Here is a 17371-nt window from a genome sequence, read left to right as displayed (position 1 = left end):
TCGCATGAAACAGTTTAATCCCATCAACAAGAAAATCGACCAACAGGAAGTTTTTATAGATGAAACGGAAACTATTCTCTCACCAAGCCAAGGGGATGAGAACTAATTTCTTATATAAAACTCCCTTCTTATACACAAAAACAATTATTTTTGCAGATATAACTTTTTCTACTATGACACGAAAGCTTTTCCTCCTCCACCTCCTGTGCTTCTGTTGCCTCCTTTCAGCCCAAGCAACCGGACAGATACCCGATCTCATCATTATCGGAAAAGACACCTTGATGTTGCAAACGTGCCCGATAGAGCACGATTCAATCTTAAGCAAACAGGTGAGTGAACGTCTCTCCCAAGAGGACTTTTGTACAGCCTGCTGGAGAGGATACCAAGCCACATGGCAAATAGAAGAGGATAAACTGATTCTGAAAAAAATAGAAGACAGCAAAAGCCTTTTCGCCTATCCCGACACAGTGTCGGAAGTTACCGTTGATTTAAATGGCATCTTCGATCAGTATCAGGACAAACGAGGCCGGATAGTAGCCTCTTGGTTCAGTGGAGAGTTGAAGGTTGTGTCCGGTGAACAGATCTATTATGTACACATGGGCTTTAACAGGGAATATGAAAATGAAACGGACTACCAGGTGGAACAAGGCAGAATCATTTCTAAAACCAGTTACCGGAATTCTATAAAAAAGGGAACATCTATAAAAGATGCTATGGATTTAATTAAGACACAGTTCAATAGAGATTATTTTCCGGAACTGGCAAATACAAAAGTGGTAATATCATGCGCAGTACTGCCCAAAGCGGACGGCAGCATCGATAGTATAGAAGTTCACATAATTCGTCCGGACAGTATCATGGAAGAACGTAAAAATCTCTATATAGAACACATCTGTGAAATTTTGAAAAAAGTTCCGCAATGGGAAGTACTCACCGTACGCAATAAAATCCGGAAAACCGAACGGTGGACAATAAGTGTGTCACCCCAAAAAAAACGAACAAGAGGAATTTCTACACAATGAAAGTTTTCCGATAGTTGTCAGCACTCCAGCACTAAGACAGCTAATATACAATAAAACAAACAGTTGCCTTGTGCTGGCAACCGTTGCAACCAGTGCTGACAAACTGTTTATCAGCACTGGTTTTTTCGATATATTTACGGATTTTCCGATTTAACCTCCTGTGGTTCAGCACGTACATACACTTTATGCGAACCACGCCCGATTGTGCTCAAATATCCCTTTTCCACAAGCAAATTGAGGTCATCCAGTGCTTTATTCTTCAAAAGTCCCGTGATACTGCTGTAATCTTTGCGTGTAATGAAGGGATGCGTCTCCAAAAACACCAGTAAACGGCGGTAACGCTCGGCACCGCCAAGCTCCGCACTCTTACGGAAACCATATTTGGCACGCTCCACAGAACCGGCACACCGCTTGCGGAAATCGGGTGATACACGGAAATGTACTTTGCCGAAAAAGATAGTCTGCGCGTGGATTTCTTTCGGATCCATCACCGGACGGCCTTGCAGGCCTGCCGAAAAATATCCCATGTCGCCCAACTGAACGTGGTGTCCTTCGGATAAATAATACGATACCCGGTCCTCTATTGCCGCCAACAAACCATGGATGTCACCGGGGCTGAAACTGGACATTCGGGAAATGTCACTAACCAAACGCTCTGTGTCAATCGTACCTTTATTCACGATACGTGGATACAAGGGTTGTAATTCACCGTCACCCTTCGGGTTAGGTCTTCTTTGGAAGTCATACTGTGCTGCCATTGTTTTTTGTTTCTGTTTAAAGGGTTAATACTGTTCTTCTTAAGTGATTGAAAGCCAAAACAAGGCAGAGAAATGTGCAGATAGTCTGTCGTTTTTGTGCTTTTGGCTTAGGATAAATGTTCTTATGCTTACTCCAAAACTTCGTCCTGCAATTGCGGGCTGTCCGGTGGGCAGTTGCAGGATGCTTGGTTCCCATATCGAAACCATCGGGCCCGCAATTGCAGGACGAAGTTTTAGAGTAAGCAAAGATACGAAATCAATAAGGCAAAAGCAAGTTTTCCCTTAAGTATTCGTTAATTTTTCTCATGCATTTAGGACGACAGTCTTTAAGGATAAATAGAATCATAAAAGGCATTTATAATTTGCTTTCAGCGCATATTATGCGTACCTTGCAGTCGCTAAGGAATAACCCTTATTGCTCAATTATTTCAAAACACATATACGGATGAAAATAACTCTTATCAGAGAAGACCGGGAGAGTGGAAAAGAAACCCTCAGCACCTGCGAAGCTGACGCATGGATAGACCGGATAAAAACAGAAACCAAAGAGGAACACGTCACAAGATTGCGCTCCATGCTCCTTTACACGAATCCTGACAGCGGAGGATACTATGAACACATCGACAAGTTGCCGCGCATTTATCCCTCCGTGGAATTCGGAAGAAGCAGAGACAACGGGCGAAAACTGAAACACTACAACGGCGTAGTGATGTTGGAAGTAAACCATTTGGCCGGATTGTCCGAAGTGGAACTGGTGAAACGGCAGGCGGCTTTGTTACCGCAAACTTGGGCGGCTTTTGCCGGAAGCAGTGGACGGAGTGTGAAAATCTGGGTGAAATTCGCCCTGCCGGACGGAAATTTGCCGGTGAAAGAAGAAAACATGGAGTCTTTTCACGCACACGCCTACCGCATGGCAGTGCAATGCTACCAGCCCATATTACCGTTTCCCATCACGCTGCGAGAGCCTTCTATGACGCAAAGCTGCCGCATGACGCTTGATGCATATCCCTACTTCAACCGGCAAGCCATTCCTTTCTGCCTTGAGCAGCCCTTCGGTATGCCCGGCGAAGAAACTTTCCGGCAACGCCAACTGACGGAAAAGAACCCATTGTCAAGACTGAAACCGGGTTACGAAACCTCGCAGACCTTCACATTATTGTTTGAAACAACCCTCAGCAAAGCACTGAATGAAATGGAAGAATGGAAACGGGGCGACGACTTGCAGCAACTGCTGGTGTGCCTGGCAGAACACTGTTTCAAGGCAGGCATACCGGAGGAAGAGACTGTACGCCAAGTCATGATACATTATTTCAAGCAGGCGGACGAACCAACCGTGCGGACAACTGTCCACAACCTCTATCAGGAATGCAAAGGATTTGGCAAAAGAAAATCGCTGACACCGGAACAAGATACTGCTTTCCGACTAAATGAATTTATGGAACGCAGGTACGAATTCCGTTTCAATGCTTTGACGAGCGACCTGGAATACCGGCAACGGGACTCCATTCATTTTTATTTCCAGCCCGTTGACCAGCGTGTAAAAAACAGCGTGGCAATGGATGCCCTGCAAGAAGGTATCCGTGTGTGGGACAGGGATGTGAACAGGTATTTATCCTCCAATCGAGTACCGCTTTATAATCCGGTGGAAGACTACCTCTGCAATCTGGGCCGCTGGGACGGAAAAGACCGTATCCGCGCGCTGGCCGACCTTGTACCCTGCAACAATCCTCATTGGAGGGAACTTTTCTACCGCTGGTTTCTGAATATGGTGGCGCATTGGAGGGGGCTCGATAAGTTGCATTCCAACAGTACATCTCCCCTATTGGTGGGTGCGCAGGGTTTTCGGAAATCGACCTATTGCCGCATCATCCTTCCACCCGAACTCCGTTTCGGCTACACCGACAGCCTGGACTTCAAGAGCAAACGGGATGCGGAACTGTATCTGGGGCGCTTTATGCTGATCAACATCGATGAATTCGACCAGGTCAGCATCAATCAGCAGGGCTTTCTGAAGCATTTATTGCAAAAGCCCGTTGCCAACCTGCGCAAACCGTATGGCAGCAGCATACAGGAAATGCGGCGCTATGCCTCGTTCATCGGGACAAGCAATCAGAAAGACTTGCTGACCGATCCGAGCGGCAGCCGCCGTTTCATCTGCATAGAAGTGACCGCACCGATTGATACCAACGTAACCATCAACTACCGCCAACTCTATGCACAGGCGATGGAAGCCATCGTAAAGGGCGAACGTTATTGGTTTGATGATGCCGATGAGGCTATTTTGCGTGAAACGAACCGGGAATTCGAGCAAATGAGCCCGGTTGAGCAGCTATTCCATTGTTATTTTCGTTCACCGGAAGAGGGAGAAGAAGGCGAATACTTGTCTCCCATGCAAATACTGGAACATCTACGGAGTAAGAATAGGGATATTAAGCTGACAGCAAGCAATGTAAATCACTTCGGAAGGATATTACGGAAGAATAACCTGGAATATAAGCGAACTTGCAAAGGCATTGTATACCGGGTAGAAAAGTTATAATAATTTATTTTTCAGTGTAACGATAAACGGTTTGCCGTCACTTATCACAACGGTTGCCGTCATACGGCAACCGTTTCTGTTTCAATAGATTAAATAGAGTTGTGCTGAAGTGCTGACAAACTATGCAAACTTATTATTGAAAAAGGTTTCCAGTTGTCCGGCATAGTAAAATGGCACATTATATAATGTGTATTGTTTGCCGGAAGGCAAACGTATCAAATCGGAAGTCAAGGGTCCGTTCCATAGACGCAAAGCAATGTCCTCTTGGGACTCATCCATATACTGATGCAAAGAACGCAGCTTAGAATTATCCCCCGTCTTCACCTCAACAGGTATCAAATGTGATTTATATTTATATACAAAGTCCACCTCCGCTTGTGAATTACGGGCATCGCGAACCCAAAACATGCGTTTGCCTCCAAAGGCAAAAGAAGCCCCCAACAATTCCTGTCCTACTACCTGTTCAGCAATATGCCCATTCCATAATTCATCTGTATCAGAAGTGAACAACAAACTCTCCTGCATTCCAGCTACATAATTAACCAATCCAGTGTCCAACCACAACAATTTTGGACTTCTTTTCAAATCCGGAAGAATAGGAAATGAAGTGGAAATCAATGGATAGACCAGTTCCAACAAAAAAGTTTTCTCCAAAGTTCTGAACGCATTACCCATTTCTGCCGACTTATAGGAAGAACTACAGAATTTGGAGAACTGGAAGCGTTGCCCGGCCAATCCCCAGCCATAATTCAAAATATAGCGAAGGATATCTTGCTCTTTAGGACGTTGTGCATACTTTTCAATATCATCTTTGTAGCCGGACAATAAAGAATTAAATATCTCATTCAAACCCACCCAGCCTTTCCGTTTGGCATAATTCGCCACAGCTTCAGGAAGCCCTCCCACAATCATATACTTTTTAAATAAATCCATCACATAACTATGTACTGACTGCGGCACTTCCAACTGTTCTATTTGCTCCACCAGAATATTCTCTCCCAATGCTCCCAGAAATTCAGTAAACGTACATGGATGTAACGCCATATATTCTACACGACCTACCGGAAAAGAAATATGGTTACCTACGAGACTTTCCAACAATGATCCGGCAGCTATCACATAGAGATCAGGACGTTTCTCATAAAAGTAACGAAGAACCTTTACCGCATCCGGAACATTCTGTATTTCATCTATGAAAATCAGGGTCCGTTGATTCTCCATCTTAATACCAGCTTTAACATAAATACCCCCCAGTAAATCTTCAAAGGAAACGTCCATAGTAAACAGGTCGGCATTTACCTTCTCTTCCAGATTCAAATAGATGAATACATCAAACTCTTCTGCAAATATCTTGACCAATGTAGTCTTTCCCACTTGTCTTGCCCCTCTAAGCACCAGAGGCTTACGTCCTTCTTTTTCTGCCCATTGACGAAGGGCTTTAAGTGCTAATCTCTGAAACATATATAAATTATTAATAATCAGCACAAAGATAAGATATAAATACTAAAACCAAAGCAAAAAGATGCATTTTTCAGACTAAAACCAAAGCAAAAATCTTATTTTCCTGTACTAAAACCAAAGCAAGACTTATCAAATTTGCAACTACACCCCTAATAATTATTGATAAGTATCTTTATAGGTGTATATAACCTTAACATGTTCGTTTATTTCGCTTTCGTATATGACTTTAGATTTCAACATTTTTGTTTCTTAAATAAGTGCAATAATTGTATCCCTATCCCCATTGTGAGCATACGTTCTTTTTTATTTGCCAATAAGTTTTGAGTCCAGTTAAGTAATCCTCCATCACCTATTTCATGTTCTACCCCATCAATAATAATCTTAGCTTTAATTCTAATGCCGTAGTAATAATTATTATGTGAATCTGATTTGGCAATACGAATATCCAAACCGCTATTTTTAGTATAAAAAAAGGTATCTGATACCAATTGACTTTTTTCATCATATCCTTTGCAGGGTATAATTTCAAAAAATATATTTTCAAACCCAAAGACTTCTTTGCAGACCTTCTGTGTTATGGCTAAATGTTTATGCAATTCAGTTCTTTCAAATTCAAAACTACCCGTATCCATACCGCACGAGATTAGGCACAAAAGAGGAAAATGAGGCGTAAAATTTGGGTTTGAGAAAACCTGAGTTCTTATAACTCTTGATACATTACCAAAATTATATGTTTTCTCAGACAGTTCATTACTTTTCTTTAATGAAGCATAATGCAAAGCTATTGCATTTGTTGGGTCGGACTGAACTTCCGTGTTTCTTAGTGCTGTAAGAACTTTTTTTTGATTTACTGTTGCCATTACACTACTTGTACCTAATTGAGCAACAGGGGATAACTCAATTAATTCATAGTTATTATTCGCAATTATTTTACAGCATTCCAATTCTTCCTCTTTAAATTCCAGAAAATCTAATTGTGCAGGTTTAGTCAATTTGTTTTACTGTATTTACTCAATAAGGAAGATGGTGTTTCTTTTGTGGTACGCCTGTCAAACACCTCTAATAGCAAAGAGTTTAACTCTGAACCACTCAATTTATCGGACAGTATATCAACTATTTCATTTAGATTACACCTGCTAATTATATGTTTTATTGCTTCATCTTTCATATATTCATAATGCTATATATGTATTCATTAAATATTAGTCCTTCTTTTATGACCTTGCTGAGTCCTTATGGACTTTGGCAATATTTTTCCTCATGAATGGCTTCATTCTTTCCATATAGCCATTTCTTTTAATCAGTGCCTTAGGAAATTCCATACGCTAAAAGTTTTAAGTATACTTCAAACTTCTATAAAGATAAAGAAAAGTTTTAAGTATACTTCAAACTTTCAAGGAATATAGTTGATACATTCCAAAGATGATGCGCATTTATCCCTCCGTGGAATTCGGAAGAAGCAGAGACAATAGGCGAAAACAGAAACACTACAACGGCGTAGTGACGCTGGAGGATTACTGTAACATCGACAAATCGACCTTGTAATAAGTTGGCGCCACATTACTCTTTTCTAGGAACATCACCATGTAAATGGGAGCATACACTAATTTGCCCTCCACTCGTAGGTTATCATTACAGAAGACTACAGCCTCGGAAAGATCATACTCTTTACAATCCATGATATTAGACAGAGCACGATGCACCTCATAATCTTTTCCCGACTTCACCTCGATGGGTAATACTTTACCGTCAAGTTCGATGACAAAGTCTAATTCGCCTCGCTTCTTATTGTTATAATAATAGGGTTCTATGCCATGCGCCACCAATTCTTGAGCAACCGCATTCTCGTATACGGAACCAAAATTAATATTCTTCTCACCCCTGATAATTCGTAATTGAATGCCTTCGGCATATTGAGCGGCGAGCAAGCCTATATCGTTCTGAAAAAGTTTGAACAGATTGCGTGAGCGAGCAAGCAATAAGGGTATCTTAGGTTCTTCCACATTATAAACAGATAATGCAACCCCCGCATTTTTCAACCAAAGAAAACTGTTCTGATAACGTTCAAACTTGGCATTCTCGTTGAGTTTTTTCAAGATAAACCGTTTATTCTTGGCATCGAGTTCAGGCGGAATGAGATTAAAAATCTCTTCTATATAAAGTTTGTTATCAGGATCATATTGAGCAATGTCACGCTTATACAAACGAATGATATCCTGCTGCACAGCCATTACTGCTTGCAAATTATTACTCTCGATATATTTGCTCACGGCAGCAGGCATACCGCCCACAACCAGATACAAGCGGAACAATTCCATGATTTTAGAGTGGACAAATTCATCCACCGCCACGCGACTTTCCCAAGCATTACGCAGAGAGTCGATTATCTTATCATTAATGCCCACACACGAAATAAACTCCTCGAAATCGAGGGGATACATATCTTTGATTCCCATATATCCCACAGGTTCCGAACGCAAATCCTTCAGCTCTACGCCAAGCAGTGACCCACTCAAAATATAACGATACGAACCCTCATCTACTAAGAATTTGATGGCTGTAACCATCTCAGGACACTTCTGTACCTCATCGAAAAATATGAGTGTTTCACCTTTAATCAGTGGAATTGTAGTCATAGCCGACAAACGAAACAGTATATCCGCACTCCCCTTTGCACCTCTAAAGACTTCTACAGCTTCAGGATTATCTATGAAGTTTATCTCGACAAAACTCTTGAACGACTTTCCAAATTCCCGGATAGAATAAGTTTTACCGATTTGGCGCGCACCGGTAACAAGCAAAGCATTACGAGTGATCTCATAATAACGCTTAATGTAATGGTCAATCTTTCTTTTCAGCATGGCTTCTACAGTTTACCCTAAACGACGAAAACACCTATTTCCGTTTTTCCAAGACAAAACTACCATAATTACGCCACTTATCCAAGGCAAAGAGACACTTTTTATGCCACTTTTCCAAGAAAACAAAAAAACACCTGTCACTTTTTGCCATCAGGCAGAGCGAAATGGCTATTGCAAAACAAGCCTATTCAAGACTTAAATCAAAGCAAAACTCAAAAGACAAAGTAACGCTTAAAAAATAAGTTGGTGCATAAATGATAATTTATCGAAATGAAGAACTAAGAATGAAGAATGAAGAATTACCTTGCGGCATGCTTGCATAGCGCAGCCAAATTCTTCATTAAATTACCATTTATGCGCTTACTCGCTGCACTTGCTTATGTACCAAGTTATTTTTTTAAGTGCTACTAAACAGAAAAGTTACGCAAAATGGAGAAACAAATCCATGATTTCGTTGTTAAATGTGAAAAAAGACGTATCTTTGCAACTGAACTATTTGACATGATGATATTTTAACATATATCATGTCCTCCTTCGGTTAGGTTAAAATGTAGCGATTTGTATCTAACGACCGGATGAGCGTAGCCTGTATCAGTTATTGGTACGGGCTTACTCTTCCTGCGTTAAGGGTGCGCTACATACCTGACCTTAGGGATAGAGTAATGTCCCGTACCTTTATAATAAAGCCATTATAGCCGTATAGGGATTGATTTTAAACTTATAATCAAACACTATATGGCTAATTGGTTATCTACAAAGTCAGTAGCTGAGAAATACGGCATACCGAAGGAGCAAATCCGGGAATGGATTAGGTTACGTTATCTGACATGCTCTTCTATAGGCACAGAACCTTACGAAGACGAGAATCCGTTAGTAGATACTGACGAGCTTGATAAGGCCCTTGAATTTAACTCACTAAAGTCTTGTCCTGACGATGCCATTATGGAGAGAGTGCGAAAAGATCATTTGAGTTGGCTTTATCAAGAGAAAGCACGCTTAGAAAAAATCAACGACGATTTATTAGAAATCAATTATCATCATACCCAACGGGAAGCTGAGTTGGAAGAGAATTTTGAAAAGATGATGAATTATACCAATGAAATTCTCGCGTTATATAAGAAAATAATGAAAGATTATGAGAACATGATGCTTGAGAAAGGAGGAGTCTGGCATTTTCTCTGTCACTTGTTTATCACGAAAAAGAACAAATCTCTCATCTAACCAATATATACCCCGTTTTTACAATCCTTTTCATCTTGTGAATACGGAGCTCGTGATGAACTCCGTATTCTTTTTTTAATCACATACTGTATGTTCTTCACGCAACAGCACACCTTCTTTCCATTCTTCCATCTTTACGGCAGGTACACCTCCCTCCTCTTCCATTCCTGAAAAATAGAACCGTTGTTCCCTGCCATCCTTCAGTGTTACAATCAGTCTATCTGCCGAAGGAGCAAATACAGACTGTACACTATTCTCTTTTTCAAAAGGCTCTATGACAGTCAGGTAACGAACCTGAGCAGCGTCTATGCGCACCCCGAAAGTAATGCGCCTTTCAGCCTCATCACCCAGAGGATAATCTCCACCGATAACTGTTTTCAGACGGACGGCCTGAAGCCCATCCAAATCAAAGGTATATTGAGCAGGAGTTTCAAAACCTGCATTCACAGGTTCGGCAGGAAGTCCCCAACTGTAGTTTTCTCCACTGATATTGATGCGGCCATCGGCATAGTCTCTGGTATTCCCAAAAGGATTATCCTGCACGTTGTTCCTGACAACCGGAAGATCGGCAAGGCGAATTTGTTTACCGTCTTTCGTTTCCAGAATGGCTTCTGCCCAGAATAGAGTCTTAGAACGGTTAGCATGTTGAGTGGCAGAGGACAGAGTTAGTTTCCGGATACCCGTAATATCAACATCCACCTTTCCTTCGCCCAAAATCCAGGCACCAAAACTGCCTTTGGCAAGTAGTTTACCATCTCCCTCTACCGTGTACTTCAGGTTACGCTGCATTCCGTGATCTTCGGGAGCACGTCCGGTGAAAGCTGTGCGTTGGGTATTGGGCCAAGCATTGTAAATGTCCATATAAAGATTTCCCGGTTCACCGGATATGCGCGTTCCACGGTTGTCGGCATCCGGACCGTACTTCGTCAAGAAGCTGGCTTTCAGGGTTCCTGTTACGGAGTAGTGATTGACATCCGTCACTAAAGGAGCGGCACTTAAAGAGTCAGTGCCGAGCTGTGCCGTATGAGAGATATGCTCTTTTTGATCCGCAGTAAGTCCCAGCAAGCCTTTCACCTGGAACAGTAGGTCGAAACGGTGCTGCTTGTCCTCCATGCTCTTGTCATAGTCGGCAAGCACAACATAATCATCGGTAACCACCATCAACCGGCGTTGGAAAATGGGTTCGGTAAATCCGGTCAGCACACCGAACTCCGGATGTTTATCGGGAATAGGGAAATAGCGGGCTTCCCATTCCGTCTTTTCTTTAAAATCTCTCGGACCTTTCATGCTGTGGCGGAGTCCGCCGTATGCCGGATAACTCCATGCGGCAGTGCCTTCTACACAACCCGCCTGAAACAAATCGCCCGTATGGAACAGGCTACGCTTACTATCGTCAGCTTCCTGCTGTTTCAAGTCGACGGTAACCATGTTTTTGGAGATGCTGGTCTGCACATAGAAGTTGTACATGTAAGGGGCATAGCTGTACCATACCATTTCGGGATTGTAGAAGCTACGTCCGTAGCGCATCAATGACAGTAATCCGGTCCGGTCGAAATGTCCGTGATAACCTCCATGGGTTCCATACTTCAATACAGCCTGAATCTTCTCGCGGGCATCCTTTTGAGTGGAACGCAACATCAGTGCTCCGGCATTGTCGGCATAAGCTCCGCGCACTTCGGCGGGTTCCGCATCGGGCAGTTCCGGTACACCGTAAATCAAATCGTTTCTTTTAGGCGTCATACGTATGAATGCCGCATATCGCGGATCACGAAAAGCGTAATAGGCCATTTCGAAACTGTCTCCGCCCACTTCACGTTCCGTAGCGTCGTTGATGCCGAATATCCAACCGCGATAATCAAGGAAGGGAAGCAAGGCATCGGACATCATCTTGATGGTGACATAAGGCTGATGAATAGGGCCGCGAATACGGAAACTATGACCGTGATGCAAATTACGGCGATCTGCGTCTTCATTAGCACCTACCTTATCATATTCAGGGGTAAGATTATAATCTACCGGAAATTTCTCTGTCAATAAGGAATAGCCGAAAGGATTCAAAGCCAACCCTATCTGTACATATTCACTTGCCACCCACAGGTTGTAACTGACGGTACACTCGTACCACCATCCATCGGGCATAGTGTAGGTGCGGAATTTATCTATCAGACAGGAGGGAGCATAAAGCACTTCATCCACAAGCTGGAAGTCCTGAATGGCGAGGGCGCAAAAGAAAACACCTGTCAGTTGGGATACAGCCCAGTTGGCGCCCCCAGTACTTTTATAACGGAGAAATAAGTCTATATAGAGCCGGAACGTATATTCAATTTGCGTACATTCCGCATCAGTCAGTATTCCGGCATCCTGAATCAAATCGTATGCCTGCGCCAAATGCTGGAAAAAGTGCCCCTCTTGAACAGACGATTGGTGGGAAGCTTTCCGGGTAAGCGGAAAACCGTTCTGATAATCGCTTATCATCAACAAGAACTGCTTCACTTTGCGGGCATACTGCAGGCTACGGGTCAGTTGCCAGGCTATGGCGTTATTCATCAAACCATGTTCGTGGGTGGTGGCACAAAGATAAGGAATACCGTCTCCATTAGCCACATAAGGAGGACGCAGGGGGACAATCCATGCTTTGGCATCCTGTACATAACGCTCTTTGCGGTCTTTCGCCCAGTCGTAATTTTCAGCTTTCCTTCGCACTTCATCCCATCCTTCAGCGGTATGGATGGTAAACGGATGCGGCATGCTGCGCAGGGTGGTAAACGTTAATGTCCGGACTGCGGCCGGATTGGCAGAAGGAAGAATCTGCAAAGTTTGTTTTTCCCTCCCTCCGGCAGGGATACCCGGTGGAACTATCACGCGTACATTCACTTTTCGGGTTTCACCGGAGGCTAATTCCAACTGTGCAGGTTCAACGGTGGCAGGAAAAGCCTCCCAACCATATTTCTGAATGGAAAAGTAAACAGACTGCGATGTCGGTTCACAATTGGTGACGGTCACCGGATAAATAATGGTATCGCCGGGTTCACCGGGTCTTGAATAACAGTCAGCTGTTGTTTTCACAGAATTTCCTTCCAGCAATCGGGTGGAAAGTACTTTAACTTTGCCCCTACCTTCACCGGACAGGCGGAAGGCAATGGACTTTATACGCCGGATGGTACTCTGTGACGCTTTGGGAGTATCAAAAACGGAAAAAGGAATAAGTAACCTGCACTCTCCATCCTTCTGTCTTTGCAGAGTGAAACGGGCACGCCGGGTATCGTATATATTTTCCTTGTCCAGGTCTGTTCCTGCTTTCAGATTCTTGGCGGAAGCAAAAACTTCCACAGGAATATTGTCCACACCAGTCAGTTTCAGATTAACTTCCAGAGCGTAATAAGACATCAGATCAATGACGGACTGATTGACATAAGGATGTCGAGGCCCATCCGGTTCCGTATAAATAAAAGTGCCATCAGAAGAACACGTCCAGTCTTTAGCCAAGCCCTGCCAGTTTTTTCTGTCGGTAAAGATTCCGGTTTCCAACTTTTGACGAACTATGGAAACATCATAAATCTTGCCCACGGATGCCGTCTCGTCATATGCTTCAAAACGAACAAGTGTGGAAGACTTGCCCTGCAAGACAGAATCCGGAATGGGATATACTACCTCAAACAGTCCGTGACGGTTTCGGTTTAATCCTTCCGTATAAAGAAGAGTACCGTTTACGGAAATATTAAATAAAAACTTCTTTCCTTTTTCGGGTTTGTCCTCACCGGAATATTGAACCACTAATAATTGCGGGCCTGTGCCCGAAGTCTTCAACTGAAAGGTATTTTGGGTGGATGCACATAAAGCAACAAGGGTACATACCAACGTTAATAATGTCTTTTTCATCATGAAGTATCTATTGATTATTTCAATAAACTACGAATGAAAGCGATTTGTCACTCATTCCAATTGCTATCAAAGATACATTTTCCACCGGAAAAACAAATGATAACCATCTTATTTTGATTGGTAGTAAGTGCAATTCATTCTCAATTCGTATTAACAAAAGGAACCGAAAACAGATAATAACTTTAAATATAATTTTAGTACAGATGTATATCATGAAACAACTCTTACTACTTATTTTGCTTGCCTTAACGGCAATGCCGACAGACGCACAGGAATATCCGAAAGTGATTTTGCCGGGTGATTATCCCGACCCTTCCATCATGCGCGAGGGGGAAGATTATTACATGACTCACTCCCCTTTCTTCTATGCACCGGGATTTTTAATCTGGCATTCAAAAGACCTGGTGAACTGGGAACCTGTGTGTCGTGTATGCCCCGAATACGAAGGTTCGGCCATGGCTCCCGATTTGCTGAAATATAAAGATAAGTACTACATCTACTACCCTACTTCCAAAGGCGAAAATTACGTCATTTATGCCGACAACATCCGCGGTCCGTGGAGTAAGCCTGTAAAGCTGGATGTCAGGGGAATTGACCCGGGACATGTAGTGGGTGAAGACGGACGCCGTTATCTTTTTACCAATAATGGCTGGGTGGCACCACTGAGCGATGACGGGCTAAAAATAACAGGTGAAAACAAGAAGGTTTACGACGGATGGGTATATCCCAAAAACTGGGAAACAGAAGGAGATGATATGTATCTGGAATCTCCCAAACTTCTATTCAAGGATGGCTATTATTATATGACTTCCGCCGAAGGAGGTACAGCCGGACCTGCCACCAGTCACATGTGCGTGATGGCGCGTTCCAAAAGTATCTTCGGCCCCTGGGAGAATTCTCCTTACAATCCGGTGGTACATACGTACAGTGCTACCGACAACTGGTGGTCAAAAGGTCATGGCACACTGATAGATGATGTCAACGGTAATTGGTGGATGGTGTATCACGCTTATGCGAAAGGCTATCACACACTGGGACGGCAGACTTTGATTGAGCCAATGGAATATAGTCCGGATGGATGGTTCCGCCCCACCAAGACTGCCACATCCCTACCCTCTGATCCGAACATCAAACACGGATTAAATCTGAATGATAATTTTACGGAAACAAGTTTAGGCATGCAGTGGACTTTCTGGAAAGAGTATGCTCCCGGTCAGCTCTCCTTCAAGAATAATACACTCCGGATGAATGCTAAAGGCAGTTCACCGGCTGACGGTCGTTTGTTACTCATTACACCCGAAGATAAATGTTACGAAACCCAGGTCGATGTACAGGTAGGCAAAGGCAATAAAGCCGGATTAGTGCTCTTCTACAATGAAAAGGCTTTTGCAGGCGTGGTATCTGACGGGAAGAACTTCACTGTATATAGAAATGCGGAACAGACCGAAACAATTCCCAATAAGATAGGACGAAACTTTAAGGTGAAATTGCTAAATCAGGGGAATAAAGTGAAAATGATGGTCAGCAAAGACGGTAATGCCTGGACTGTATTGGCAGAAGATGTAGACGTCTCGGATATGCACCATAATAAATACAAAGGATTCTTTGCTTTGCGTACAGGTTTACTTTCTTGCGGAAAAGGAGATGCCGGGTTCAGTCAATTCCGTTACCGGAATGCCGTTCCGCAAGAGAAAGACATGAGTGCGTATCTGATGGTTTTTCATAAAGATGAAACTCACGGCCTGTACATGGCTGTCAGTCATGACGGATACACTTTTACAGCCTTGAACGATGGTGAACCGGTGATTGCCGGAGATACGATTGCTTATCAACGAGGAATACGTGACCCGCATATCTATCGCGGACCGGACGGAGCTTTCTATCTTGCAATGACAGATTTACACGTCTTTGCGCAAAGAGACGGCTACCGGACCACCCAATGGGAACGGGACGGCAAATATGGCTGGGGAAATAACCGCGGACTGGTACTTATGAAATCATGGGATCTGATAAACTGGAAACGCACGAATATCCGCTTCGATAAAATGTCGGCAGGGATGAGTGAAATAGGCTGTGCCTGGGCACCCGAAGTGACTTACGATGCACAAAAAGGCAAACTGATGATTTACTTCACCATGCGTTTCCGCAATGAGGCAAACAAGCTATACTATGTTTATGTGAATGATGAATTCGACACCATCGAAACACTGCCCCAGATTCTATTCGAATATCCGAATGAAAAGACTTCGGCCATTGACGGAGACATTACGAAAGTGGGTGACAAATATCACCTGTTTTATGTTGCCCATGATGGTCCGGCGGGTATCAAACATGCTGTTTCGGACAGGGCGAACGGAAATTATGAGTTCGACCCGCGATGGTATGATTTTGAACCCAAAGCATGTGAAGCTCCTAACGTATGGAAGCGTATCGGTGAAGACAAATGGGTATTGATGTATGACGTATATAGTGTTACTCCACATAATTTCGCTTTCATTGAAACATTCGATTTCGTAAACTTTAAAAACCTGGGACGCTTTAACGAAGGAGTGATGAAAACCACCAACTTTACAGCTCCCAAGCATGGAGCAGTCATCCACCTGACAATGGAAGAAGCAGAAAGGTTGGAAAGCTACTGGCAGAAGAATAAAAGAAAGTATGTATCTACGGCCTCTATCCGAAAGAATCCGATACTCCCGGGATTCTACGCCGATCCGGAAGTGATGTATTCCGAAAAAACAGGAAGGTATTATATTTATCCTACGACTGACGGAATACCGAACTGGGGAAGTACAGCTTTCAAGGCGTTCTCCTCGGACGACCTCGTGAACTGGAAAGAAGAAGGAGTTATTCTGGATTTAAAGGATGTATCCTGGGCTAAGAAAAATGCATGGGCTCCCTGTATTATTGAGAAGAAACAGGCGGATGGCAATTATAAGTATTATTACTATTATACGGCAGAACAACAAATCGGAGTAGCCGTTGCCGATAGTCCGACAGGACCTTTCATAGATTCGGGCAAACCCCTGATCGACAAAGTACGCCCCGGAGGTATGAGTAAGGGACAGAACATCGACCCGGATGTCTTTACGGACCCTGCAAGTGGCAAGACGTATTTGTATTGGGGGAATTATTATATGGCTGTATGCGAACTGAATGAAGATATGGTGTCAATCAAACCAAATACAACAAAGATTCTGATAGACAATGATGCTTACTATAGCGAAGCGGCCCATGTGTTTTACAGAAACGGTTACTATTACTTTACCTGGTCTAAAAATGATACCCGCAGTCCAGAATATCAGGTACGCTATGTACGTGCCAAGTCTCCGGTCGGTCCTATTGATGCATCTAAAAGTGAAGTCATACTATGCAAAAAGCCTGAGCAGGGAATTTTCGGTACAGGACACCATTCTGTACTGCCACTTCCGAATAAGGATGAATGGCGCATAGTCTATCACCGTTTCAAATTTCCGGATGCTGTGACCATGGGAAGAAATGCCGGATTCCATAGGGAAGTATGTATTGATAAGTTGGAATTTGACGAAAACGATTCTATAATAAAAATAGTGCCTACATTGTAAGGCGAATTAAACAGAAAAGAATAGAGATTATATTGAGTAATAT

Annotated in this window: 9 protein-coding genes; 4 read left to right on the top strand and 5 right to left on the bottom strand. The window is 43.2% G+C overall.

Annotation, left to right across the window (positions count from 1 at the left end):
• The first annotated feature begins 173 nt into the window (after positions 1-173).
• Positions 174-1022 carry a hypothetical protein gene (locus VYM24_RS15555; protein WP_330940360.1) on the top strand — a complete coding sequence of 283 codons (849 nt, stop codon included), beginning with the start codon at positions 174-176 and terminating at the stop codon, positions 1020-1022.
• 134 nt (positions 1023-1156) lie between these two features.
• Here VYM24_RS15555 and VYM24_RS15550 read toward each other — a convergent pair whose 3' ends face one another.
• Positions 1157-1780, bottom strand: coding sequence for an HU family DNA-binding protein (locus VYM24_RS15550; RefSeq protein ID WP_025835850.1), 624 nt, complete (start codon positions 1778-1780; stop codon positions 1157-1159).
• Between the two features lie 445 nt (positions 1781-2225).
• Between VYM24_RS15550 and VYM24_RS15545 the strand changes: the two genes are divergently transcribed.
• Complete coding sequence (locus VYM24_RS15545; RefSeq protein ID WP_117723639.1) at positions 2226-4319, top strand: BT4734/BF3469 family protein; 2094 nt, start codon at positions 2226-2228, stop codon at positions 4317-4319.
• 120 nt (positions 4320-4439) lie between these two features.
• On the opposite strand, the gene VYM24_RS15540 is transcribed toward VYM24_RS15545, so the two are convergent.
• The 3 genes from VYM24_RS15540 to VYM24_RS15530 form a co-directional block, all read right to left on the bottom strand.
• Positions 4440-5780, bottom strand: coding sequence for an ATP-binding protein (locus tag VYM24_RS15540; protein ID WP_330940359.1), 1341 nt, complete (start codon positions 5778-5780; stop codon positions 4440-4442).
• 233 nt (positions 5781-6013) lie between these two features.
• Positions 6014-6772, bottom strand: coding sequence for a hypothetical protein (locus VYM24_RS15535; RefSeq protein WP_330940358.1), 759 nt, complete (start codon positions 6770-6772; stop codon positions 6014-6016).
• 522 nt (positions 6773-7294) lie between these two features.
• A complete protein-coding gene (locus VYM24_RS15530) occupies positions 7295-8641 on the bottom strand; it encodes an ATP-binding protein (RefSeq protein WP_330940357.1) in 1347 nt (448 codons plus the stop codon).
• Positions 8642-9376: 735 nt separating this feature from the next.
• Between VYM24_RS15530 and VYM24_RS15525 the strand changes: the two genes are divergently transcribed.
• On the top strand, positions 9377-9862 hold the full coding sequence (locus tag VYM24_RS15525; RefSeq protein WP_044271757.1) for a hypothetical protein: 486 nt from the start codon (positions 9377-9379) through the stop codon (positions 9860-9862).
• A 75-nt stretch (positions 9863-9937) separates the two neighbouring features.
• On the opposite strand, the gene VYM24_RS15520 is transcribed toward VYM24_RS15525, so the two are convergent.
• Positions 9938-13744 (bottom strand): hypothetical protein, encoded by a 3807-nt coding sequence (locus VYM24_RS15520; protein WP_330940356.1) that lies wholly within the window; start codon positions 13742-13744, stop codon positions 9938-9940.
• Between the two features lie 212 nt (positions 13745-13956).
• On the opposite strand from VYM24_RS15520, the gene VYM24_RS15515 reads away from it, so the two are divergent.
• A complete protein-coding gene (locus VYM24_RS15515; RefSeq protein ID WP_330940355.1) occupies positions 13957-17328 on the top strand; it encodes a family 43 glycosylhydrolase in 3372 nt (1123 codons plus the stop codon).
• Positions 17329-17371: the final 43 nt, after the last annotated feature.

This window comes from Bacteroides sp. MSB163 (genome assembly GCF_036416795.1).
Classification (GTDB): domain Bacteria; phylum Bacteroidota; class Bacteroidia; order Bacteroidales; family Bacteroidaceae; genus Bacteroides; species Bacteroides maternus.
The sequence above is the reverse complement of the archived record's forward strand: the minus strand, read 5'-3'. Positions and strand labels throughout refer to the sequence as shown.